16 protein-coding genes and 1 CRISPR repeat array are annotated in these 23,591 nt (G+C 55.7%); of the genes, 8 read left to right on the top strand and 8 right to left on the bottom strand.

Translation table 11 applies throughout. The features are described from left to right. Positions 1-299 precede the first annotated feature (299 nt). Positions 300-848 (top strand): formaldehyde-activating enzyme, encoded by a 549-nt coding sequence (gene fae, locus LOC70_RS13540; protein ID WP_230254122.1) that lies wholly within the window; start codon positions 300-302, stop codon positions 846-848. A gap of 109 nt (positions 849-957) precedes the next feature. On the opposite strand, the gene LOC70_RS13535 is transcribed toward fae, so the two are convergent. Further along, positions 958-1,665: a HEAT repeat domain-containing protein gene (locus LOC70_RS13535; RefSeq protein ID WP_230254121.1), complete on the bottom strand. Its 708-nt coding sequence runs from the start codon at positions 1,663-1,665 to the stop codon at positions 958-960. Positions 1,666-2,323: 658 nt separating this feature from the next. Here LOC70_RS13535 and cas3g point away from each other — a divergent pair. The 4 genes from cas3g (at position 2,324) to csb2 (ending at position 9,891) form a co-directional block, all read left to right on the top strand. Then, the gene (gene cas3g, locus LOC70_RS13530) at positions 2,324-5,059 is read left to right on the top strand and encodes a type I-G CRISPR-associated helicase/endonuclease Cas3g (RefSeq protein ID WP_230254120.1); all 2,736 of its coding nucleotides are present in this window, start codon (positions 2,324-2,326) and stop codon (positions 5,057-5,059) included. Further along, positions 5,052-7,265, top strand: a complete 2,214-nt coding sequence (gene cas8g1 / locus LOC70_RS13525) for a type I-G CRISPR-associated protein Cas8g1/Csx17 (protein ID WP_230254119.1) — start codon at positions 5,052-5,054, stop codon at positions 7,263-7,265. Before cas3g ends, cas8g1 begins: the two co-directional genes overlap by 8 nt. Before the next feature lie 62 nt (positions 7,266-7,327). Next, positions 7,328-8,269: a type I-G CRISPR-associated RAMP protein Csb1/Cas7g gene (gene cas7g, locus LOC70_RS13520; RefSeq protein WP_230254118.1), complete on the top strand. Its 942-nt coding sequence runs from the start codon at positions 7,328-7,330 to the stop codon at positions 8,267-8,269. An 8-nt stretch (positions 8,270-8,277) separates the two neighbouring features. Then, complete coding sequence (csb2, locus tag LOC70_RS13515) at positions 8,278-9,891, top strand: type I-G CRISPR-associated protein Csb2 (protein WP_230254117.1); 1,614 nt, start codon at positions 8,278-8,280, stop codon at positions 9,889-9,891. A gap of 167 nt (positions 9,892-10,058) precedes the next feature. Here the strand turns inward: csb2 and LOC70_RS13510 are convergent, their stop codons facing one another. Next, positions 10,059-10,601: a Uma2 family endonuclease gene (locus LOC70_RS13510; protein WP_230254116.1), complete on the bottom strand. Its 543-nt coding sequence runs from the start codon at positions 10,599-10,601 to the stop codon at positions 10,059-10,061. A gap of 312 nt (positions 10,602-10,913) precedes the next feature. Between LOC70_RS13510 and cas2 the strand changes: the two genes are divergently transcribed. Further along, positions 10,914-11,204 carry a CRISPR-associated endonuclease Cas2 gene (gene cas2 / locus LOC70_RS13505; protein ID WP_230254115.1) on the top strand — a complete coding sequence of 97 codons (291 nt, stop codon included), beginning with the start codon at positions 10,914-10,916 and terminating at the stop codon, positions 11,202-11,204. 60 nt (positions 11,205-11,264) lie between these two features. Further along, complete coding sequence (cas4g/cas1g, locus tag LOC70_RS13500; RefSeq protein WP_230254114.1) at positions 11,265-13,328, top strand: CRISPR-associated endonuclease Cas4g/Cas1g; 2,064 nt, start codon at positions 11,265-11,267, stop codon at positions 13,326-13,328. 189 nt (positions 13,329-13,517) lie between these two features. Then, a CRISPR array of direct repeats spans positions 13,518-15,514; the repeat unit is 36 nt; unit sequence CTTTCCGCGCTCATCGAAGCGCGGCCTCATTGAAGC. Positions 15,515-15,609: 95 nt separating this feature from the next. Here the strand turns inward: cas4g/cas1g and rtcA are convergent. Beyond that, positions 15,610-16,641, bottom strand: coding sequence for an RNA 3'-terminal phosphate cyclase (gene rtcA / locus LOC70_RS13495; RefSeq protein WP_230254113.1), 1,032 nt, complete (start codon positions 16,639-16,641; stop codon positions 15,610-15,612). Further along, positions 16,634-18,166 (bottom strand): RtcB family protein, encoded by a 1,533-nt coding sequence (locus LOC70_RS13490; RefSeq protein WP_230254112.1) that lies wholly within the window; start codon positions 18,164-18,166, stop codon positions 16,634-16,636. The genes rtcA and LOC70_RS13490 overlap by 8 nt, the downstream gene beginning before the upstream one ends. 182 nt (positions 18,167-18,348) lie before the next feature. Here LOC70_RS13490 and rtcR point away from each other — a divergent pair, with 182 nt between their 5' ends. Then, positions 18,349-19,971 (top strand): RNA repair transcriptional activator RtcR, encoded by a 1,623-nt coding sequence (rtcR, locus tag LOC70_RS13485; protein ID WP_230254111.1) that lies wholly within the window; start codon positions 18,349-18,351, stop codon positions 19,969-19,971. Positions 19,972-20,175: 204 nt separating this feature from the next. Here rtcR and LOC70_RS13480 read toward each other — a convergent pair whose 3' ends face one another. The 4 genes from LOC70_RS13480 to hisH all read right to left on the bottom strand — a co-directional run bounded on the left by LOC70_RS13480 (position 20,176) and on the right by hisH (position 23,579). Next, on the bottom strand, positions 20,176-21,201 hold the full coding sequence (locus LOC70_RS13480; protein WP_230254110.1) for a bile acid:sodium symporter family protein: 1,026 nt from the start codon (positions 21,199-21,201) through the stop codon (positions 20,176-20,178). A gap of 14 nt (positions 21,202-21,215) precedes the next feature. Continuing rightward, the gene (locus tag LOC70_RS13475; RefSeq protein ID WP_315857297.1) at positions 21,216-22,082 is read right to left on the bottom strand and encodes a sugar phosphate isomerase/epimerase family protein; all 867 of its coding nucleotides are present in this window, start codon (positions 22,080-22,082) and stop codon (positions 21,216-21,218) included. Positions 22,083-22,367: 285 nt separating this feature from the next. After that, the gene (locus tag LOC70_RS13470) at positions 22,368-22,916 is read right to left on the bottom strand and encodes a hypothetical protein (RefSeq protein ID WP_230254108.1); all 549 of its coding nucleotides are present in this window, start codon (positions 22,914-22,916) and stop codon (positions 22,368-22,370) included. Between the two features lie 45 nt (positions 22,917-22,961). Then, complete coding sequence (hisH, locus tag LOC70_RS13465) at positions 22,962-23,579, bottom strand: imidazole glycerol phosphate synthase subunit HisH (protein WP_230254107.1); 618 nt, start codon at positions 23,577-23,579, stop codon at positions 22,962-22,964. Positions 23,580-23,591: the final 12 nt, after the last annotated feature.

Raw genomic sequence — 23,591 nt, 5'->3', positions numbered from 1 at the left:
CGAAACTCTCCACGAGTTTCGCTACCCCAACGCGCCCACTCATCCCTGCGCACTCCCCACCTCCGTAGCGAAACTCGTCAAGAGTTTCCCCCACCCACCTTCTTCCCTCACTCCCACCAAAAGTCTTCACGACTTTCGCCACGCTGGAAGTGATTTCGCTACGTGTGCAGGGATGGACGCGGGTGCGATCTCGACTCGGCACCTCCGGTAAAACCAACGCCGAAAATCCGTTACGCTGCGGGCCGCTTCAACGGGGCCAATTCCCCGCCTTCTCTCCCCTTCTTCTTGGAATCAATCGCATGTCCGATCGAATCGTCCTTCGCACCGGTGAATCCCTGGTCGCTGGTGGTCCCCCCTTCACCGCCGCGGAACCCGAAGTCGTCATCGGCGAACTCGACGGCCCCGTCGGCACCGCGCTCGCCACGTTGACCGGCGACCAATCCATGGGTCACTCCAAAGTCTTCGCGATCTTGAACACGGACATCCAAGTGCGCCCCGTCACGTTGTGTGTCAGCAAAGTCACTGTGAAGAACAGTCGCTACACCAACATCTTGATGGGCACCGTGCAAGCCGCGATCGCCAACGGCGTTTTGGATGCGGTTCGCGCCGGTGACATCCCCAAGGAAAAAGCCAACGACCTCGGCATCATCTGCAGCGTGTGGTTGAACCCCGGCGTCATCGACGACGACAACTTGGACCACAAAGCCTTGTTCGACATTCACCGCAAAGCGATGACGCAAGCGATCCACAAAGCCATGAACAACGAACCATCGATCGATTGGCTATTGGAAAACCAAGAGAACATCACCCACAAGTACTACCAAATGGGTCTCGACGGCAAAATCTGATCGCCGCGGGATCAAATGCGGTTCACACCGCATCGAAGACGGCATGGCCGGCCTTGCCCGGCCATCGCCGGATGATTGGATGGATGGCGTCGGTGCGAACCGATGCGACTCAGCGGAAGATGGAACCACCAGCGGGTTCTTCGCTGGACGGTTCGTTGAGCGCCGCGATCCAAACCGATGGATCATCGCCCAAGTCTTTTCCGGTGCTTTCCCGCAGCGTCGCGATCACCAGATCTTGGGTCGCAGGATCTCGTTCCTGCAAAGCCAACTTCAACGAGTTGTTAGCCACGCTACCGGGATGTTTGCCCAAGGCTGCGATGGCCGCATGGCGAACATCTTGGTCTTGCGACTCACCGGCGACGGCCGCCAACAGTTGAGCCGCCTTTTCTTCGGGGCGTTCGCCCAGAGCCCGGCAGGCCTCCATGCGGACTTTGACGTTGTCGTCCTTGACACCTTTGGCAACCAATTCCAAAGCGGTTGCATCTTTGGATCGGCCGGCGGCCAAGACCGCCAAACGCCGCATCTCAGGGCTCGGATCATTTTCGTAGATCTGTTGCAGGTGATCGGTCCATTCCTGCTGGCGTTCTTCTGGGATGGAGTCCATCGAATCCGCCAACGACTGCAATTCTTGACGTCGTTTGTGGTCGGTCACTCCGAGAGCCTCATCCTTCTTCCACTGGCTCATTGTGAAATAAGGATTCGCGTGTTTCAGCGCGTACATGGGCCCATCGTGACAGCCTCCCAACAACCCCACGGTGGGAACAGTCAGGCAGACGACCATCAGCGGAACGATCGAGTGAGAAAGGCGACTCGCCATGCGGATTTTCCGAGACGGGATGATTCAACAGACAATGCAACCTTCGACGTAGCAAATCTGTTTCGATGAGAAAAACCCCAATTCATTCCCGCCATGTTTCACAGCTGTGTTTCTCAGCCCTCAGCCCTCAGCTAGGCGTTCCACGGCACGCTTCCATTCACCACGGTCCCCAACCAAAGCCCCCCAACTATCGAAGCATCACCAACCCCCACATGGACTGGCACCACGTCTCCATCAATGCTAATTTTGAGCACACCAGCAGCGACAGTGCCGTGAGCCTCTCTGAGTGACGCCACCCACCCAAGCGTCACCGTGCAGCTCTCTATTCCTTGGAAACTCCCACATGACCGAACGTGTCACGCGGGCAGCTACAAGGGGCATACCCCGCCCCCTCCATTCCAAGTGCTATGCCTGACGCCCCAACCACCAGCCCGGGCATCGCAGCCGTGCTCAGCCGCCTAAATGACCCTGGACAGCTGCAGTCAAACAACTGCAATCCGGTTTGACCAAATGCACTCCACCAAAGCACTCCACCAAAGCACTCCACCAAAGCACTCCACCAAAGCACTCCACCAAAGCACTCCACCAAAGCACTCCACCAAAGCACTCCACCAAAGCACTCTCTTCGTAAGCTTTGAATCATCACATCAAACGCACAATGACCGAGCAAACGCATAGCTACAAAGAGTTTTTTCTCCGTGTCACGAATGACCTTTCGCCTCATCCCTGGCAAAAGGAACTCGCGGGGGCCTCCGAATGCGGGAACCGGCTGATTCGCATTCCAACAGGAATGGGCAAGACGCTGGGGGTTCTCACAACGTGGCTGTACCACCGAATCGAGCAAGGCAATCAAGATTGGCCGATGCGCCTGGTCTGGTGCTTGCCCATGCGAACCCTCGTCGACCAAACCGCAAGGGAAGCCAGGCAACTGCTAGAGACGCTTGGCCTGGCCCAGGATGTTGATGTCCATGTGTTAATGGGAGGCGTTTCTGAAAAACGCTGGTATCAGTCTCCTGAAAAGCCACAAATTCTTATCGGCACCCAAGACATGCTGCTGTCGCGCGCACTCAACCGCGGATATGCCATGGGGCGTGCTGCATGGCCACGTGCGTTTGGCCTCATCCACACCGACACGCTCTGGGTGATGGACGAAGTTCAGTTGATGGATGTAGGCCTGACAACGAGCGCACAAATCCAGGCGTTTTGGGAACACTACAAATCACTACTTGGAAAACCTCGCGTGACATGGTGGATGAGTGCCACATTGCAACCTGAATGGTTGCACTCTGTCGAAACCGCATCGATGCTCCCGCAACTCACCGACAACATGCTGACGGTACATAAGGAAGATCGTGTCGGCTCACAGTGGATGGCGCAAAAACCCGTTGAACGTTTCGTCGCGACTCCCAATGACTGGGCTCAAAAAGTCATCGAGACCCATTCTTCCCACACAGCGGATCCCCAAACGGGTCGTCAAACGCTCGTCGTTGTAAATACCGTCCGTAAGGCGAGGGAACTGTTTCTCGAAATCGAGAAACACTACAAGTCCGATGAACAAAAACCAGACCTCCGATTGGTTCACAGCCGATTCCGCGAAGCTGATCGAGAATCGTGGTCCGGTGAATTTCTTTCACGATCGACACTGACTCCAGATACCAATCGCATCCTCGTGGCAACCCAAGTCGTGGAAGCCGGAGTCGATATTTCCGCGAGTTGTCTTTTTACAGAGTTAGCTCCTTGGCCAAGCTTGGTGCAACGTTTTGGTCGTGCGGCACGGTATGGTGGAAACGCCAGCGTGATTGTGCTGGATAGTGAAGACTCCAAGAAAACGCTGCCGTATACACCTGAAGAACTGGCCGCAGCCCGTGACGCTGTTGAAGGAATCTCCGACGTCTCAATTGGCGCACTGGAAGACTACGAATCCGGGCTGTCACCGGAGGCTCTACAAAAGCTCTACCCATTCACCCCACTGCATGTGTTGCTGAAGGAAGAGTTCCAAGAACTCTTTGACACCAGCATTGATCTGAGTGGCTTTGACATGGATGTCAGCCGATTCATTCGGCAAGCTGACGATTCAACCGACGTGCATGTCTTTTGGCGTGATTGGGAGGGTGAACCCCCTGACCCAGAATTACAACCCCATCGGTCGGAACTGTGTCGCGTATCCATTCGCGACGCAAAAGATTGGCTGAGCAAAGTAGCCAAACGAAAGGAAGCCATTTGGAAGTGGGACTACTTGGACGGGTCCTGGATCAAAACGAAGGCGGATGATCTCTCACCATCTTCAGTCATTCTTGTTTCGCCTCAAACCGGCGGCTACAGCAAAACAAAAGGTTTCACGGGATCACCACCAAGCAAAAAGGAACCAACGGAATCGGTGCACTTTCAGCAGAAGCCCGTATTGGACGACGAATCAAAAAGCGACCTCGCTGACCAGAGCGAGGCAACTTCCAAGACCGACACTTGGAAAACGATCGCGACGCACTGCTGGGAAGCAGCCCAAGTTGCAGATGAACTGTGCGAGAGAAACGAAATTCCTGCCAACTACAAAAGGCTTATCAACCTCTGCTTGCGATTGCACGACTGGGGAAAAGCCCATCCATCATTTGCAAATGGAACGTACCAATGCGAGCCAAGTCGTGCGGACCTCGCCAAAGCGCCCGACAAGGCATGGCGAAAAGGAAACGCCATTTACAACACACTTTCCCATGGTCCACGACGCGGCTTTCGTCATGAACTCGCATCCTGTTTAGCCGTCCTTGAATTGCTTCGCAGGATTGATCCAACGCATGAGGCCCTCTTGGGACGCTACGAAGCGTTTCTCTCCGCATTGGGAGAAGAACCTGAAACGCAACCGGAAATCCACGAACCAAACTCCGTAGCAAGAGAGCTTCAACAGCTTACTGAACAAGACTTCAACTTGTTGCTCTATTTGATTGCGTCCCACCACGGCAAAGTGCGAATGAGCCTACAAGCATCCCCCAAGGATCAAGACTTCCCTCTCGACAAGGCCCAATTCCAAGGCGAAGGAATGCCGATACGCGGTCTACGATCGGGCGACGAACTTTCACCAACGCTCGTTACCGATGCCGAAGGCAAAGATGCGCTGATGCCCGAAATCACATTCGACTTATCACCGGCCACATTGGGACTCTCGACGCGCTATGGAGAAAGTTGGGCCGAGCGAACCCTGAAGCTCATCAAGTCAATCAATCCATTCACTCTCGGCTATTTGGAAGCGATTGTGCGAGCAGCCGACTGCCGAGCGTCGGATGATTCAGCTGCCCCCGGAAACCTGCCTGACCGACGATTAGGTGACCAACCACTTTCCATCCCAGAACATGAAGGCGCGAACGAAGAAGCCTCAACCAAGGAGGAATTGCAGCATGTCTAGCACCGAACAAATTCATGTCCATTCGCTTTCTGGATGTCGCCCAACGCCACTCGCTCACTACTTGAAGGCTTTGGGAATCCTGCGACTTGTTTCCGAACAAGCCGACCCGTCTGCTCGAGGTTGGTGGAAGAATGACACATTTCATCTTGCAACGACACTGGCCCCTAAGTCGCTCGAAAGCTACTTCTTGGAAACCTATCAACCAACGCCCATGATCGCTCCGTGGAACGGCGGCAGCGGTTTCTATCCGAATGACAACAAATCAGGGATCGATCCAATCATCCAAAGCACCGCGTCACGTTTTGCTCCCTTTCGCGATGCGATCCACACTGGACAGACAACCGTTCAACACCTCAATCAAAAACCCGAGAAAGGAGTTGAAAAGAACAATGTGATTGCGGAGTGTCGGCGAACGTGGCGAGGTGGAATCCATGGCTGGATCGACGCCGCTCTTGCTTTAGGAGCGGATGGTGAATGCTCGTTTCCTGCAATGCTAGGCACCGGAGGTAACGACGGACGCCTCGACTTCACATCCAACTACATGCAACGTTTGGTTTCGCTATTTGATCTCTCGACGGAGAGTGCTCGCGCCTTCGATGAATCAACCTCCCAGTTGCAGGACGCCCTCTGGGCGAGCCCGGCGCCGATGCTTGAGCAATCTGCCATCGGGCAATTTTTCCCTGGTGCCGCTGGAGGCCCCAATGGATCAACCGGCTTTTCGGGCGGAGTGCGAGTCAACCCGTGGGACTTTGTGCTGATGTTGGAAGGTGCGATTTTGTTCCGCAGTGGACTGGCTAGACGCTGTGCGTCTGAAGAATTGCCACAAGCAGCCGCCCCCTTCGCCGTACGATCGAGCGGTGCGGGATATGGATCGAGCGACACAAGCGATGCCGGGCCGCGGGGTGAACAATGGATGCCACTTTGGAATCGACCGGCAACGTTAGACGAAACCAAAGCATTGTTCCACGAAGGACGTAGTCAGATCGCTCGCAAATCGGCAACACGCGGAACCGACATGGCAAGAAGCGTGGCGAGAATGGGAGTAACGAGAGGGATCACATCGTTCGAACGCTATGGCTATATCGAACGAAATGGACTTGCGAATCTCGCTGTTCCTCTAGGACGCTTCGCTGTTCGCTCACCGAAGAACCAAGACCTTCTCGACGAGGCTGCTCCCTGGATTGATCGCCTCAGAAGAATTTCCACGGACAAGAACGCCCCCAATTCATTGCTTCGATCGTTCCGCAAGTGCGAAGACGCCATCTTCCGCTGCGTTCGAAATCCGATCGGCAATTCATTCCTGCATTTGCTGATCGCAATGGCAGAGGCAGAAGACCAACTCATTTCCAGCCCAAAGTTCGCCGCCGAGAAAAATGCGACTCCAATTCCTTGGCTCCACGGACCATGGATGGAAGTGATCGAGCAGTCCGAACGATCGCATGAGTTTCGCCTCGCTCGTTCGCTAGCACGTCAAACCACGCCTTATCTCAAGGGAACACAACAAACGCCCATTCGAGAACATTGGGTCCCGCTCTCAGCATCCTACTTTGCCAAGGGAGAAAGTGGACTTGCTGATGGTCCACAGCAATGCGCGACTGGAACCGACCTTCCTCGCGCCGCGATCGAAGTGATGAAACGCCGCCTCTTGATGATGGAAAACTCTCAATTCGCAAAAGTCCCGCTTGTCTTAGATCGCGACGCGGACGCATGTTCGCTAGCCGACATCAAGGCATTCGTTGAACGACGTGTTGATCAGAAAAAGATCTTGTCCACTGCCCGTGCTCTCATGGCACTGCAATTTCGTTCGACGCACGACAAGAAAAGCGGATCGCAACCGGAATCAAATTCATTTGCGGGGCTGGCAACCTACGGTCTTTGTCGGCTTGCGTTTTCCAATCGACCGATCTTCGTTCCTCAACAAGATAACGTTGACGTCAAAGTGTCTCCAACTGCCTTTGTGCGACTCGCAAACGGCGACTTGTCTCGGGCCGCCGACCTCGCAATCCGAGTTTTATCAAATGCAAGATTGCGTCCCAAGATACAACTGGCTGTCACCTCTCCCTCGGTTGCCAGGCGAATTGCCGCCTCCATGATCTTCGGTCTATCCCAAAGCAGCATGACACGAATCGCCCTGGAACTGACCGATCCACAAATGCCCCCTCATACCGAGCAGGAAATGCAAGAACTCTATTTCGAACCCACTTAAACCATATCACACCCCCATCGTTCCCCACCTCACTTCAGCCCTCTCTAGCGATTTAATCAACGATGTCAATTGACCTGTCTCTCCTTCGCTCCGTCCGCCGCCTTCTGATCGAAGCTGAACTTGAGCCCGTCCAAGGAAAACGCTTTCAGCCGACAGGCTTCCCTGACCTTGGCCCCGCAACCTTTCAAGCAGGCGACACTGCATGCCTGTTGCTTGAAAGTGCACAAAGCATGGCCAACCGGTTGGAGGAAACCATCTGGGACAAGTCAAACAATACGGTCGTAGATGATCTCGAGGGAATCAGCTACGTCGTCGTCAATGACGAATCAGAAGAGTTCTTAACGAGTTCAATCGTAGAATCCCATCGTTTGAATAGCCCATATATCCTGGAAAGCAAAGACAAAGCATTCCACAACCAACTTCGAGAAGAATGTTCGGTGATGGAAAAGGGCCCCATTGATCGCAAAGCGTTAGCGAACACGCTTTTGAAATACGACATCAATGCATTGATTCACGGCGTCTTCCTTGCCAAGCAAGAATTCGCCGGAGGACGCCTACGGGTTGCCCGTGCCCTTTCTAGTTTCATCGAGGCGGAACAAGTGCAAGTTGCGGCATCAGGAGGCGTCAAGAACGACCACGTTGATCCACAGGGTGACACCAAAAAGGGTTTCGGCAACGTTCCCTTCCATCGGGAAGAGTTCACTGCAGCAAAGATCACTGCCTACTTCAATGTCGACCTTCAGCAGATCCGCAGCTATGGATTAGGCGAAGACGTTGAGAACCTGCTTACGCTGCTGTCGCTCTATAAAATCCGTGCTTTACTGGACGGTGACTTGCGTTTGAGAACCGCTTGTGATCTTCAACTTAAGCAGGATGAAGTCTCCGCAACCAAGCCAAACGGCTTTGTCTTGCCAAATTTGGGCCTGATCACCAACTCGCTAAAAAACGCGATCGAAAAATGTAAAAGCGAAATGACCGTCAATACTGTCGTCTACAAAAAGTGAGGCGTCCCATGGTTGTTATTTCCATTGAATTCGTCGCGAGACGCTACCATGCCACCCCGTGGGGCGCGCATGTCAACGAAGGTCAAATTGAATGGCCACCTTGCCCCTGGCGTATCCTGCGGGCGTTGATCGCCGTCGGATACAACAAACTGGGCTGGTCAGATGGATTGCCCACGACTGCCAAGACATTGTTTGAAAAGCTGTCGCAAAGCGCACCGGCATATTCTCTGCCGGCGACATGGACCGAAACGCACACACGACATTACATGCCGGTGCGCGACGGGAAAGCGGAGAAGAAAGCCAAGGTGTTTGACGCTTACTTGCGTTTTCACGAACCCAATAGCGAGCTCTTGGTCCGGTTTGATGTCCAGCTCGATAGTGACGAGCGAACCGCACTCCAGCAACTTGTGGAAGCTCTTGCGTATCTCGGTCGAGCAGAAAGCTGGGTCGAAGCATCCTTGCTTTCCGATCGAGAGGCAAAGGAGCAAAACGAAACTCAAGAATGGTGCTTGCCAGCGACCGACTCGACGAACGATCGCACACAACTTCTTTCACCGGTAGAAGCGGACCAATACCACGAGTGGCGAGAGGCCGCAGTGGCAACTGCCGGGGATCGAGCTGAACGGGACGCGGTCCGTGCGGCAGAGTCAAAAAGCAAAAAGGCGTCATCAGCAACGATCAAAAAAGCTCGTAACAAAGCCGCCGCTCAGTATCCGGCTGACTTGTTCACCGCTTTGCAAACGGACAACAGCTCTTGGCAATCTGCCGGCTGGCCTCGACCTCCTGGAAGCCACTGGGTTGATTATGAAAGACCGCAACCGGCGGCGTTTTCAATTGCCACAAGTTTTCAAGCCAACCCCAACTCGCTGACATCGACCGATACTTTGTTGCTAGCGATCGACGGCGAGGGCAAACAAGGGAACGTGCGGCCGTTGATGAAACGTGCCCTGCCATTGATGGAACTGCTTCATGCCGAGGCTGTTCGGCAAACTGACAAGCTAGATCTCGGCTATTTGCCAGAGATCACCGGCACAACTGCCGACGGGCGTCCGCTCACCGGTTCACATAACCACGCTCATTGGTTGCCGATTTCCCTGTTCGGACGCGGGCAAATTGACCATGTCCTGGTTTATGCGCCCGGAAAATTCTCTGAATACGCCATCCAAGCGGTCTCCAACATCCGTTGGGCGTACGCGAAAGGGATCAAGAGACTATCAGTCAATCTCGTAGGCGAAGGGACACTCCCTGAGTTAATCAACTCGCTTCCTGCTCAACATCAGCATGCGTTCCCGCACTACGGAGGGCAAGTCTTCGAATCCGTTACCCCGATGGTTCTCCGAAAGTACCTCAGTCGCGGCAAAAAATCCGTTGAGGGACAAATTCGCGAAGAACTCCTCGAACGTGGATTCAGCGAGCCAGAATCCATCGAGGTCTGGAGCGATCAAAGGATGGTGGAGCGGAGTTTGAAAGGGCACGTACTCCAACGCAAAAAAGGAAAGCCACAGCCGCGATTTGCTCGAAGTTGGGCAGCAACGATTCGATTCGCTACACCTCAGGAAGTGGCGCCGCTCTCTCTCGGATACGCCAGCCACTTTGGACTGGGAATGTTTCGTAGTATCTGATTCGAAACTTCGAACTTTCGGTTCTTTCTCAAGTTGGTTGTTTTATGTCAACGTTTCTTCCTGCCGTCCAGCGTTCCGGGTTTGCAACCGAACGCTGGACGGGGTGGAAGTTTTTGTGCTTACTCGAAAGACGCGTTTGAAGCCGACGTTGAGCCGCCAAGTGCCACCTAACCCACAAACAGCGAAGATCGTGTCAACCGAATCCGACAATCGTCACACAGCATGAATTCGGCTTCGTCAACCACCTGATGATGCTGCCAATCGCCGTGTGCATCTCGCTGATAGGATTCCAAGGTTTTTGCTTCGGGATCCAATAGCAAATACACCCGGACACCCTGCTGATCGTACAACTGTTGCTTGTACATCCGATCTCGTTCCTCCGTGGAAGGTGAGATGACCTCCGCCACCAACGCTGGGACCGATTCCACATGCCGGTCTGGAATCCCACTGCACGAAACCAGAACATCAGGACGGATGACCGTGTCGTCTCGCACGACCCAGTCAATCTCGTTCAAAACTGCTGCCTGGCAACCACTGTCGCGAATGGAAAGCTTCAACTGAAACATCAGCTCCACTGCGGCTGACTGATGCTTTCCGAATGGACTGGGGCTCATCGATACCGGAATCCCGTTCCACAACTCCCAATCGCCTTCCCAACTTCGATAGTCATCAATCGTGTAGTACGGAACGAATCGCTTGGCCGCTGTCATGTTCTTTCATCCCAAAGATTCCCGTCACAAACGCTTGTTGAGCACACCTGCATTGTAACCTCCGTGTGGAGCATGCCCAATCTCGATGCGTCGTTTGGCCAAAAGCAACGATGGGATCCCGTGGCATCCACCTTCCGTCGGCGTTGTACTGCTCACGTTGTATCAGGCTTCTGCTTCGCACACTCACATGCGTCCGCTTGCCCATAAACGCTCAAAAATCGCATTTTTCGATTGTTCTCACCCGCCCTCGAGCTAGAGTGGAATGCCGCACGGAGGGTTCGCCAACCATCCGAACGAGGAGAATGCTTCACCATGCGACGCATTTACCTGATCACCTACGATGTGTGTGATCCCAAGCGTCTTCGCCACACCTTTCGCTGCTTGCGAAACTGGGGTGATCATCTGCAATACAGCGTCTTTGAGTGCCAACTCACCGACACGGATCTGCTCCGCTGCAAAGCGGAATTGGCCGAGATCATTCATCACAAGGAAGACCAAGTCCTGGTCATCGATTTGGGCCCCGCTGCGTCACGCCGCGAGGATTTGGTCGAAGCCATCGGCCAGCCCTACTCCGCCATGGCTGCGCCCTGCCTGGTCATCTAGTCGATTCGCCTCGCGATCGCTTCGCCCACACGCTCATCCCGCCCGACGAGGTTGACCGCCATGATTCGTTCTACCGACCACGAACTCCATGACTCCCTTTCCGTTTCAGAATCCACGGACGATTCCCAGTACACGGAAAGATTCACGGACTACCTACCGGTACGAATGATCAATGAGTTCGTCTATTGCCCACGACTGTTCTACTTGATGCACGTCGAAGGCCAATTTGCGGATAGCTACGAAACGATCGATGGTGGCATCGTGCACCGCCGAGTGGACTCGGGAAACGGACACCTACCGGCCGTGAACGATCCAGCCCGAGGCGAAGATCTCTGCTTTGCCGTGGAAGAACTGGACGATCCGCCCGCCGATGCATTGATGGATCAATTGCCACAACCCAAACGCAAACGCCGCAAACACATTCAACCCCCAACTCTGTTCGGTGACCCCAAGGATGAATCCGAAGACAACATATCCTCTCCGGTTGACGATTCATCGCCCAATCTCTCACGTCCTCCATCCAAAGAACACGGCGCAGAAACAGCCATTGACCGAGAGAAGGAGGACGAAACACCGGCCATCATTCATGCTCGCTCGGTCACCCTCAGCAGCGATGCATTGGGCGTGATTGGAAAACTCGATTTGGTCGAAGCCACTGGAGACGTTGCGACACCAGTGGACTACAAACGCGGTCGCCCCAAGAAGATGTCCGATGGATCGCTTGATGCGTGGCCACCCGAGAAAGTCCAAATCGCTCTCCAGGCAGCCTTGCTACGTGACAATGGCTATCGAGTCAACGAAGGCGTGTTGTACTTCAACACCACGCGGCAACGGGTCGTCGTTGGCTTGGACTCCGAACTCGAAAAGCAAACGGTCAAGGCGATTCAAAACGCCAGACAACTGTTTGAGTCTCGCCAAATACCGGCACCGCTGAATGACAGCCCGAAGTGCGCGAAGTGCTCGCTGTTGAAAATCTGTCTGCCCGACGAGACTCGCTCGCTGATGCCAGTCATCCACGAACACGACGCGAACGCCCAACCGACGCCTAGTGATGTCGACATTCGCCCGATGATCACCGCACGAGACGAACGTCGCCCGTTGTACTTGAATCAACAAGGCTTGATGATCGGCAAAAAGGACGACCTCCTGATTGTCAAAGAGGATCGCAAAGTGATCCAACAGGTTCGATTGCGTGAGATCAATCAACTCAGTCTGTTCGGCAACATTCAGTTGTCTACCCAAGCTGTTCAGCACCTTTTGCAAATGAACATCCCGGTGGCCTACTTCACAAGGCGTGGTTGGTTCTACGGCACCACCCAACCTCTGGGCGTGAAGAATATCTTGGTTCGTCGAGAGCAGTTTCGAAAAGCGGACGATCTCATCACCTGCCTGCGACTCGCCCGTGAACTGGTCCGAGGCAAAATCCGCAACAGTCGAACGCTATTGATGCGAAACCACGTTGAGCCACCTCGCACGGTACTCGCAGAACTGAAACGGCTCTCCGAACGAGTGTTGAAAGCAGATTCGCTGGCGTCCCTGCTTGGACTCGAGGGGACCGCGGCACGAATCTATTTCTCACAGTTCACCGGCATGCTGAAAGTCAAGTGTGACATCGAAACGGATCCTGGATCCGCGTTAAGTGAACGCCGCGCCGCGTTTGACTTTCGCGGACGCAACCGTCGTCCGCCCCGCGATCCGGTCAACGCGTTGCTATCACTTGCATACAGTTTGTTGACCAAAGATTGCACGATCGCCGCCACGATCGTGGGACTGGATCCTTACCTTGGCTTCTATCATCAGGTGAAACCGGGCAAACCAGCCTTGGCACTCGATCTGATGGAACCGTTTCGCCCACTGATTGCCGAGAGCGTTGTGCTGACTGCAATCAACAACCGCATGGTGACACCCGAGCATTTTATCGTCGCAGGCAAATCGGTGGTCCTCAGTGATGCGGGACGGAAAGGATTCCTCATGGCTTATGAACAACGGATGGACGCGCTCGTCACTCACCCGTTGTTTGGTTATCGTGTCAGCTACAGAAGGCTCCTGGAAATCCAGACGAGGCTACTCGGAAGATGGTTAACAGGCGAAATTGGCGAATACCCTGTGTTCATCACCCGCTGAGCAACACTCGCGAAACCGACGCGAGCGGTCCAGTGCCGAGCCAATCCTGGGCGGCACTCGCGAGCCCGTAAAACACGAAGAAAAGTACATCCTGCGAGCAAAACGATGAGTTCGCCACGAACCTCAAAAAGACACCACTCGCAACTCCCTTCAAAACCAGTACATTTCGTGCTGGCTCCGACAAGAGCCCTTTCCGCGCTCATCGAAGCGCGGCCTCATTGAAGCGTCCGACATTTGTTGGTTGTCACTTGGCGGGGTGTGCTTTCCGCGCTCATCGAAGCGCGGCCTCATTGAAGCTGGCGTTCGCGGTCGAATCGAGCCTTTGTCTCAAACCTTTCCGCGCTCATCGAAGCGCGGCCTCATTGAAGCCGCACGAAAGGTGTCGGCCATTTTGTGCCTTCGCCCTTTCCGCGCTCATCGAAGCGCGGCCTCATTGAAGCTGGGTATGCGCCCGAAACGACGTTTTGAGGCCCGTTCTTTCCGCGCTCATCGAAGCGCGGCCTCATTGAAGCCTGTACGCTGGACACGCTGGTTCGTCGCTGACTTCCCTTTCCGCGCTCATCGAAGCGCGGCCTCATTGAAGCCTTGTCGACGTTCGTAAGACTGCGAGCCACGCCATTGACTTTCCGCGCTCATCGAAGCGCGGCCTCATTGAAGCTCAACAATTGGATCGCTGTCGGCTCGTTCGACCACTTCTTTCCGCGCTCATCGAAGCGCGGCCTCATTGAAGCCCGTCAAAGTAACGAGTCATAAGACCTTCACTAGGACTTTCCGCGCTCATCGAAGCGCGGCCTCATTGAAGCGAATGGAAACTCACGCACCACAAGACGGGTTGGTTGGCCTTTCCGCGCTCATCGAAGCGCGGCCTCATTGAAGCACCGGCAGCGGCAGACCAGCACAGCGGATTGCATCAACCTTTCCGCGCTCATCGAAGCGCGGCCTCATTGAAGCCAAGCCCCTTCGGGAAACACCCGAAGGGGCTTCTGCCTTTCCGCGCTCATCGAAGCGCGGCCTCATTGAAGCGTTTGCGTAGTGAACTTGAGACGCCCCAAAATCGACTTTCCGCGCTCATCGAAGCGCGGCCTCATTGAAGCATCACGCAAAGCGATCGCAGTGCGTCGCATGCACTCCCTTTCCGCGCTCATCGAAGCGCGGCCTCATTGAAGCTGCTCGACGAGAACACGACACCAACAGCAGACATATCGCTTTCCGCGCTCATCGAAGCGCGGCCTCATTGAAGCTCGCATTGAGGATCTGATCCTTACCCAGCGGCATTGTCTTTCCGCGCTCATCGAAGCGCGGCCTCATTGAAGCTCGCACCGGTGGCCGGCGTGTACGTGACGTTAGCAACTTTCCGCGCTCATCGAAGCGCGGCCTCATTGAAGCTCCAGTCTTCGTCCGACACCCGGCCGAGCTGTCGCGGCCTTTCCGCGCTCATCGAAGCGCGGCCTCATTGAAGCACCTAGCGCGACTCCAAAACCACCCTAGTACGACTTCTTTCCGCGCTCATCGAAGCGCGGCCTCATTGAAGCCCAATGTCGATTCCGATCGTTCGCCACCGAGTATCCCCTTTCCGCGCTCATCGAAGCGCGGCCTCATTGAAGCGTGCTCCCGTTGAGCGGATGTCGCGAATCGACATTGCCTTTCCGCGCTCATCGAAGCGCGGCCTCATTGAAGCTCCACGTCTTCGGCAATGGCTCCGCAATGACTCCGCCTTTCCGCGCTCATCGAAGCGCGGCCTCATTGAAGCGGTGTCGGTCCATTCGATCTCGGGCGGCTGCAATTCCCTTTCCGCGCTCATCGAAGCGCGGCCTCATTGAAGCGTTGTTTCGTCTTCTTCGTTGTCCACTTTCGCTTCGCCTTTCCGCGCTCATCGAAGCGCGGCCTCATTGAAGCTGCAGGTGAGTTGCGACGCTCCTGCGAGAACCAGTGTCTTTCCGCGCTCATCGAAGCGCGGCCTCATTGAAGCCGGAGGTGTGACCGGCACGCAGTCGCTGTCTGCGGGCTTTCCGCGCTCATCGAAGCGCGGCCTCATTGAAGCTGGCCGGCTTTCGCTTTCGTGATCAATGTTTGCGACTTTCCGCGTTCATCGAAGCGCGGCCTCATTGAAGCAGCCCGATAAACGTGCAGATACGGCATGTTTCAAAGCCCTTTCCGCGCTCATCGAAGCGCGGCCTCATTTCAGTACGCGGCAGCAACGTGTCCCCAGCGCCCCATCCAATCCGACTTCCAACACCACTAGTCGCCATATCCAAAAACCCGCCACTTGCCCCTCTCTCGTTCAGCCACTGACACTCATGTGCACCGATCCGTGTTCGTCGCGGGCACATTGGATGTTGATATCCAAGAAACGTTGCAGGACTTCGATGTGTGTCAGGCTGTGCAGTGACAGGGGGCCGGTGCGGAATTCGCTGGGGTGTCCATCGCGTGCCGCCAATCCCATGGGCAACAACAATTGGTCCGCCAAGTACTCGCCGACGGGAGCGTCTCCCGCCAAATAGGCTCGTGCTTGGCGAAGCGTCGAACGTGCAACCTGCTCCGCTTTGACACCCACTTTCCCGAATCCAATGACCAACTCGCGAACATTGTCGAAACCAAGCTCGATCATCACAACGTTGCCGGGGCCGCCGGATCGTGGAACGTCGACGACTTGAAACGCATCGGGCTGCCAACCGGTTTTGCGAGCGATAACGTCGCACTCTCGCTGGCCGACCGAGATCGGAATCTTTGAAACCAATGCCGTCACCTTCGGTTGCAAATCACCGGATCGGCTGAGCAACGTCAGCCCACGCAGACTCGAGGTTGGCACGACCTTCATCGTGATCTTTCCACCACCGGCCGGATAAAACCCGTGGGATTCGATTTCCACATTTACGTGCGCGTTCATCTGAGAGAGCAACGGCAGATAACAACGCGAAAAGAAATCAAACGGAGGTGCCCACGCCGCATGCGTCCCGCCGCCAATCGTAACGGTCGATGGCGCATCCGCGTGCAACAAAGCCGGCAGAATGGTTTGCGCCACCAAAACGGCACTGCCCGCCGACCCCACTTCGAATTGATACTCGCCACCGGACAATTTACCGGGCACCAACGTCAACTCGCTGGAACCCAGTTGGTCCCCGGTCACCTCGCCGGAACACACCTGCCGGATCGCCCGGACGCCCGCCAAATGCTGACGCAGCAAGCCCGGTTTGGTGCGACCACCACGAATGTCCGTCAGCCGAACCGCTTGCCCGGTGACCGCCGCCAGGGCGAGCGAGGACCGGACAATTTGTCCGCCTCCCTCGCCTTGGCTTCCGTTGATCTCAATCATCTGCTTTGCTCGCATCCTTGATCACAAATCGTGCCTTCAATCGAGCCACCTCGCTCGCCAATCCAGCCGACTTGACCGAGCGTAGCACCTCGTTGAAATCCTTGTACGCCGCCGGCGCTTCGTCGATGGGATACTTGCGACAATTGCTCAACACGTCATTGGAATCGAACTCCGAATCCACCGCCGCTTGGTCCAGCACGCGTTTCGCATGACGACGCCCGAGAACCCGACCGGCACCATGGTTGACGCTGTAGCAAGACGCCGCCGCACCTTCATCCGCGACCATCACCGCGGATCCATCGCGTGGATTCCCCGGCAACAAAATCGGATGTCCCGTTTTTGCAAACGGAGTGTTGGTGAGCGAGTGGTGCCCCGCCGGCATCGCGCGAGTCGCTCCTTTGCGATGCACCCAAGCCGGCCGATCGTCCACGATTTCCTTTCGAGCAATGTTGTGACTGATGAAGTAAACCAAGTTCCCTTGCGTTCCTGGAATCACTTCCTGGAACGATTCCAGTACGAGAGCGTTGATGAGCAAATGGTTCACGGTCGCGAAATTCGCTCCCAATGCCATGTCGTCCAGGTAGTCATTCGCTTCGTCCGATCCCAGCGGCGCGTAAACCAGTTGGCGATCACCCGCAGGAAGCGGAATCCCCCACCGATCGAATTTGTCCTGCAGCGTTCGGAATTGTCCGGATGCCAAGTTGTGTCCAAAGCCTCGTGACCCACAGTGGGACAAGAACGCAACGTGTCCGTCGCGTAGCCCAAACGCTTGCGCGACTTCACGAGCCCGATCGTTGTCGCCAACCTGCACGACTTCGCATTCACCGAAATGGTTTCCGCCGCCGTAGGAGCCCAACTGCTGCATCTTCTCACTGAAGTTACTCATGTGACGATGCTGTAGCAGCGCCTCCAAACGATTCTCCAGTGCCGACTCGGTGTCGTCGTGACCGACGTGGTGCGAATCTTCGCAGCGGTGAGCCCACGCGGTGGGAATCCCGAGTGCGCGACAAACATCGTTGCTCGCTCCCTCGGTCACCAATTGTTTCCCCAAGGTTCGGTTGACGTGTCGCGCCTTGCCAACGCTGCGTTGTCCTTTTCCCGCTCCCGTTGGGGTGCGTTGGCAAATCGCCGAGATCAAGGCACGACGAACCTTGCGATCCTCGACCGCTTCGGCGGGAAGATCCAATTGCAACAGGCTCATCGAACACTTGATGTCAACGCCGACCGGCCCCGGGTAAACGTGCGTGGGTGAAACCATCACGCATCCAACGGGCGCTCCGTATCCGCAGTGCGCGTCGGGATTCAACACCAAATCCGTCACACCGGGAGCCAACCGCGAATTGACCGCTTGTTGCAAACACAAATCATCAAACGTTTCGCGAATGGATTCCGTTCCGAAGACTCGGATCGGCGGTGTTTCTCCGGTGTGCAACATCGCGGTTGCCTCTCCGGTCGAAACCATGGCGGGGCCGGTGTAGTTGCTTCGCGTATCCGAAGAAGGACGGTTCTTGGTACTGGCTGTCATGGCGAGTTCCGATGTTTGAGAAAGGATGATGCCCTCGCTCTAACGCACCAACCATGCCAAACCGCCAAACACAGATCGCAAGTCATTAACCACAAATTACTTAAGAAAAAAAACTCACAATCTCCGACTCGCGACAAACCAACAAAAACGCTCTCAGCCGATAGTGATTTATACTGTGGTCTATGAATAAGAAATGCGTTGTCGTTGGATTCCTCGGCGTTCATCTCGATCAGCCCCGCAAGTCACGGGACCGCTGGGCGACGTGGCGTCCCTCCGTCGCGATCTGCCAGCAGGACGATTTGATCGTAGATCGTTTCGAACTTCTGGTCGAACGTCGCTATTCCAAGCTGGCTGACCAGATCACTCGCGACATTGAAACGGTTTCGCCCGAGACCACCGTGCGAACCCATTCCATCTCGCTGCAGGACCCGTGGGATTTGGAGGAGGTCTACGCGGAGCTGCATCAGTTCTCCCGCGACTATGCCTTCGACACCGATCACGAAGACTATTTGATCCACATCACAACAGGGACTCACGTCGCACAAATCTGCTTGTTCCTGCTGACGGAGTCTCGGCATCTGCCTGGACGTTTGATTCAAACCTCACCACCACCGGGAAGAGGACGCTCCAAACAAGAAGAAGCCCAGGCGGTCCAAGGGACCTTTCAAATCATCGATTTGGATCTGTCCCGCTACGATGAGCTGGCCAAGCGATTTCGATTGGAACATGACGAAGCACGTTCCATTCTGAAACGCGGCATCGAAACCAAAGACCGATCCTTCAACGAGCTGATTGACCGGATCGAAAAGGTCACGCTGGCAACCAAAGCACCGATCCTGATGTCAGGCCCAACCGGCGCCGGCAAAACACAACTTGCCAAGCGGATCTACGAACTCAAGCACAACCGAAGACAAGTCAGTGGCCCTTTCGTCGAAGTGAACTGCGCGACGATCCGTGGCGAACAAGCCATGTCCGCTTTGTTCGGTCACACCAAAGGTGCCTTCACCGGAGCGAACTCGGCGAGAGCCGGGCTATTGAAATCCGCGGATGGCGGGATGTTGTTTCTCGACGAGATCGGTGAACTGGGCTTGGATGAACAGGCGATGCTGCTTCGTGCGATCGAAGAAAAGGAATTCACGCCCGTCGGTTCCGACCAAAGCATCCAAAGTGACTTTCAATTGATCGCGGGAACCAATCGAGACTTGTTGATGGATGTCGCCGCCGGCAACTTTCGCGAAGACTTGCTGGCACGCATCAACCTTTGGTCATTTCGTTTACCGGGTCTGTGTGAACGAAGAGCGGACATCGATCCCAACCTGGACTACGAACTGCATCAGTTCGCTCGCAACACTGGGCAGAAGATCACGATCAGCAAGGAAGCCCGCAAGGCGTTCCTGGATTTTGCAACCGATCCCGCAACGCCTTGGAGAGCGAACTTTCGCGACCTCAACGCGGCGGTGACACGAATGGGAACTCTCGCCGATGGAGGCCGCATCACGGTCGCGCTCGTGCAGGAGGAGATCGAAAGGCTGCGATCAAGCTGGCGAACCAAGGATGCTCACGGTGACGGCGAGGTCTTAGCAAGTTGCATGGATGAATCACAAATCGCAGAGCTGGATCGTTTCGATCGAGTGCAGCTCGCTGAGGTCGTTCGAGTTTGCCGTCAAAGCCGATCGCTGTCACAAGCCGGACGCACGTTGTTTGCAGTCTCACGAAAAGCGAAGGCAAAACCCAACGACGCTGACCGACTCCGAAAGTACCTGCAACGATTTGGTTTGAGCTGGGACGAAGTTGCTCTGTCATGATCGATGCGTTTTCCTCAGCAACTTGTTCGGTGAAACCAAGCCGGCGGAAAATGTATGCCGGCCCATGACAAATTCGCATGGAGTAACCCACCTTGCCGCTGGTGTGGCGAGAACAGACAGAAAGGGCTTGGTCGCGAGGCGGCTTGGCCTTTGAGTGTTGCCAGTCGGAACAGTTGAAGACAACTATTCTGCTCTGTTTACGCTTCACTCGACCGTCTCGTCCGGTGAGACCGGATCGACGCTTTTTGACCAAGCATCGGCGATCACAGTGTCCCAAACCAACTGCGCGATGTGATAGACAATCATCGGCAAGACGCTGACACCGAAATCGATCGACGCCTGCAGTCCGATCGCCAGTGTTTTCTGACTGGCGGAGAACCCCACGGCAATTTGTGTTTCGCGAGGACGTTGCAGACACCAACGAATCACAGCAATCGCTCCCGCCAAAACCACCAAATGAATCACACTCGCCGTGGCGATCAACTGAACGAACACGGCCACGCCGCCATCCCGTGTGATTTCGGACAATCGATCCGCGCTGGTCACGGCGCCGAACATCACCATGACCAAGATGCCACCCTGGGCGGCGGTGGACAAACGACGTTTGCTCCGGTCCGCCCACTCCGCCCAACCACGCTTTCGCATCCACTGCGCAACCGACAGCGGGACAACCACAATGCCAACCAACTTGATGACTTGGTCGACGATGGAGGGTGCCCCGTTGGCAGGCGCAGACGCCACGACGGATTCAGCAGCCTGCGACAGCACCGCAACCGTTTCCGACTGCGACACCATCCACCATCCGATCGGGATCACCGCAACACAGGCCAAATTGGTGACCACGGTTGTCACCATGGGAATGGATTCATCGCCACCGGCGCGCCGAGTCCACACCATCGCCGACGCCAATGTGCAGGGCACCAACGACGCCACGTAGAACGCAGCTCGCCAATCCGGAGCCATCCACCCCGCGATCCACCACGCCGCCAACGGAACGGCGACAACGTTCAAACCAATCGCGACCGAGATCGAAGCGGGGCGTCGAATCGATTGCTGAACGGATTGCAGTGGCAGGGTGACGCCCGATGCCCACATCACCGCGAAAACGATCGCATTGCGAAGCCAAGTCATCTCCGCCACCGGGCGCAACCTTTCGGCAGCAAAGAAGCCGATGGCAAACAGAATGGCCAACGTGATCAGAAAACCGTGCCGTCGTCCCCAGGCAAGCATTCAACGCACTCGTTTCAAACTTGGCCGGACACGGCTTGCTTCGCTGCGGCAACCGCTTTGTCGATGACGGCCCGAGACTTGTCATGGCCTTCGGTCGCAACTTTGTCAGCCGGCTGCTTCCAATACTCTGGATTGAACAACTCCAGCGAAAACGTGCCCACGAAACCATGCTGCAACAACATGGAAATGGTGCCAACCAAATCACACACTCCATCGCCGGGATAAACGCGGTCTTTATCGGCGATGGCGTCAATCGCTGGCTCGGCCGGGTAGTCGTTGATATGGAACAACGGCATGCGTGATGCTTCGATCATGCCGAGCGACGCCATGTCGTTGCCGCCTTTGTAGATGTGATAAAAGTCCGGCAAGACCGCCGCGGCGGGATGTGCCGCGGCGGTGCTGACGTACGCCAACTCAGCCAATCGATGCAGCACCGGCGAAAACCCCCACAACTCCAACAGCGGCGTCACGCCCATCGTTTCGCCAAGCTCCAGAATCGCTCGATAACGCTCGCCAATGGTCTCAAGCGAAGGTGCTCCGCCATCATCGAGTTCTTCGTTGCGATGGGCACCGATGGGAGGAGCGGCCATTTGATTCCCGCCGATCTCAGCGACCAATTCCATGTCGCGTTTGGCTTCGTCCAAACCAGCTTGCCGGGCCGCCGCGTCATCGACGATCCACCGAGCGAAACCGATCGCCCCCACGACTTTCAAACCAGAATCATCCAACTGTTTCTTCAGATCAGAAACCTTACCACCGGATTCGACATAGGCTCGCAAATCGCGAATCCAAGGTTCGATGCCGTCAAAGCCTGCCTTGGCAACGACATCAATCTGCTCGGGAACCGTGAGCTGGTGGCCACGCAACGTGCTGGTGTTCATCGCCAACGGTGGCGTGGAGATCTCGGACAACGACGCAGGGGAAGATTGATTGGCCGATACTGAATTTGGCCATGCGGCGGGGACAGCGGCGGCGGTAGCCGCGGTGGCGAGAAAAGCTCGTCGACGTTGCATGAAGTTCGGCATCAATGAAGGTTCCCAGGGTGATGAAACCCACAGTGTATTTCAAAACACAGAACGTGTTGGCTCCCACCACATCGAAGCGAATCCGCGCGATCCAACAGGCCCCGTAGGTCCATCATCAGGCCGTGAACGAATCGACGAATCTTATCCGCCAAGACAGTCGTAGCTCCATTGTCGCGTTCGGCCGCCGCTGGATTGATCCGGAATCAAGCGGACGTTCGGTGAATCATCGGCAACGACACACTGCGTTTGCCCCGTGGCCTCAAACGATTCTTTCAGATCGCTCGCCGCACCTTCGAAACGATACTCCGTTCCCAAGTTGGCAACGGGGAATTGCCGGGCGTCTGCGGCGGTCATGCGGACCGCCCAATCAAGCCTCAGTCGCGGCGGTGCTTCGCTGGTTTCGATGATCTGCACGCTGATGCTGAAGTGACTGCTACCAGCGCAACCAACACCCAAAATGGTTGCCACGCCCTCAATGTCTTCGGTCGACAATTGCTGCAGCGCTGGCGAGGCGGGCCAGTCCTCGTCGGAATCGCCTTCCACGCTGTGCAGTTCAATTGATTCCCCGTTCTGGGATCTCAATTGAATGCGGTGTTCGTAGCGATCCTGCTTCCATTGAAATTGAATCTGCAAACTTCCATCAGAACTTTGCAATTGATGAACGGGCGGGGTGGAAACGGTTTGGTTCATGACGATGCTTTGCGGGGTGGGAGCACGACAGCGAGTTGGAAAGGCTCAAGCAACTTCGATCGGTGACGTCGCGAAATGTTGCATCAAACGCAAGCCATCCCCTTGACTCTTTTCCGGGTGAAATTGGGTCGCCATCAAGTTGCCCTGGCGAACCGCCGCACAAAACGAACCACCGTAGTCACAGGTGAGCGCCACAACCGAAGGGTCCGTCGGCCGCACGAAATACGAGTGCACGAAGTAGAAATGGGTTCCCGACCGAACACCCCAATCTTCGGCAGCAGGTTGCACGTCGACGGCATTCCATCCCATGTGCGGGACCTTGTACTGATCCGGCAAATCGAACGCGATCACGTCCCCTTTGAGAACGCCCAGACCTTCGTGGGTGCCGCCCTCGAACCCTTGCTCGAACAACATTTGCAAACCGAGACAAATTCCCAAGAACGGTTTGCCCGAGGCGATGAAGTCCTTGATTGGTTGTTCCAAATCACGGCGACGAATCTCCGCGATGGCATCTCCAAACGCTCCGACACCCGGCAAAATCAATCGCTCGGCGGCCGCAATTTCGGAGGCGTCGCTGGTGATCTTCGCTTCGACGCCGGACCGCTCCACCGCCTTTTGAACGCTGCGGAGATTTCCCATTTGGTAGTCGACGATGGTGATCATGGGTGCGATTGA

The sequence above is a fragment of the Rhodopirellula halodulae genome (assembly GCF_020966775.1).
Taxonomy (GTDB): Bacteria; Planctomycetota; Planctomycetia; order Pirellulales; family Pirellulaceae; genus Rhodopirellula; species Rhodopirellula halodulae.
The sequence above is the reverse complement of the archived record's forward strand: the minus strand, read 5'-3'. Positions and strand labels throughout refer to the sequence as shown.

What these genes read in the sequence shown, in the direction of transcription:
- fae (WP_230254122.1), top strand. Translation starts at nt 300, where the DNA reads ATGTCCGATCGAATCGTCCTTCGCACCGGTGAATCCCTGGTCGCTGGT.
- LOC70_RS13535 (WP_230254121.1), bottom strand. Translation starts at nt 1,665, where the DNA reads ATGGCGAGTCGCCTTTCTCACTCGATCGTTCCGCTGATGGTCGTCTGC.
- cas3g (WP_230254120.1), top strand. Translation starts at nt 2,324, where the DNA reads ATGACCGAGCAAACGCATAGCTACAAAGAGTTTTTTCTCCGTGTCACG.
- cas8g1 (WP_230254119.1), top strand. Translation starts at nt 5,052, where the DNA reads ATGTCTAGCACCGAACAAATTCATGTCCATTCGCTTTCTGGATGTCGC.
- cas7g (WP_230254118.1), top strand. Translation starts at nt 7,328, where the DNA reads ATGTCAATTGACCTGTCTCTCCTTCGCTCCGTCCGCCGCCTTCTGATC.
- csb2 (WP_230254117.1), top strand. Translation starts at nt 8,278, where the DNA reads ATGGTTGTTATTTCCATTGAATTCGTCGCGAGACGCTACCATGCCACC.
- LOC70_RS13510 (WP_230254116.1), bottom strand. Translation starts at nt 10,601, where the DNA reads ATGACAGCGGCCAAGCGATTCGTTCCGTACTACACGATTGATGACTAT.
- cas2 (WP_230254115.1), top strand. Translation starts at nt 10,914, where the DNA reads ATGCGACGCATTTACCTGATCACCTACGATGTGTGTGATCCCAAGCGT.
- cas4g/cas1g (WP_230254114.1), top strand. Translation starts at nt 11,265, where the DNA reads ATGATTCGTTCTACCGACCACGAACTCCATGACTCCCTTTCCGTTTCA.
- rtcA (WP_230254113.1), bottom strand. Translation starts at nt 16,641, where the DNA reads ATGATTGAGATCAACGGAAGCCAAGGCGAGGGAGGCGGACAAATTGTC.
- LOC70_RS13490 (WP_230254112.1), bottom strand. Translation starts at nt 18,166, where the DNA reads ATGACAGCCAGTACCAAGAACCGTCCTTCTTCGGATACGCGAAGCAAC.
- rtcR (WP_230254111.1), top strand. Translation starts at nt 18,349, where the DNA reads ATGAATAAGAAATGCGTTGTCGTTGGATTCCTCGGCGTTCATCTCGAT.
- LOC70_RS13480 (WP_230254110.1), bottom strand. Translation starts at nt 21,201, where the DNA reads ATGCTTGCCTGGGGACGACGGCACGGTTTTCTGATCACGTTGGCCATT.
- LOC70_RS13475 (WP_315857297.1), bottom strand. Translation starts at nt 22,082, where the DNA reads ATGAACACCAGCACGTTGCGTGGCCACCAGCTCACGGTTCCCGAGCAG.
- LOC70_RS13470 (WP_230254108.1), bottom strand. Translation starts at nt 22,916, where the DNA reads ATGAACCAAACCGTTTCCACCCCGCCCGTTCATCAATTGCAAAGTTCT.
- hisH (WP_230254107.1), bottom strand. Translation starts at nt 23,579, where the DNA reads ATGATCACCATCGTCGACTACCAAATGGGAAATCTCCGCAGCGTTCAA.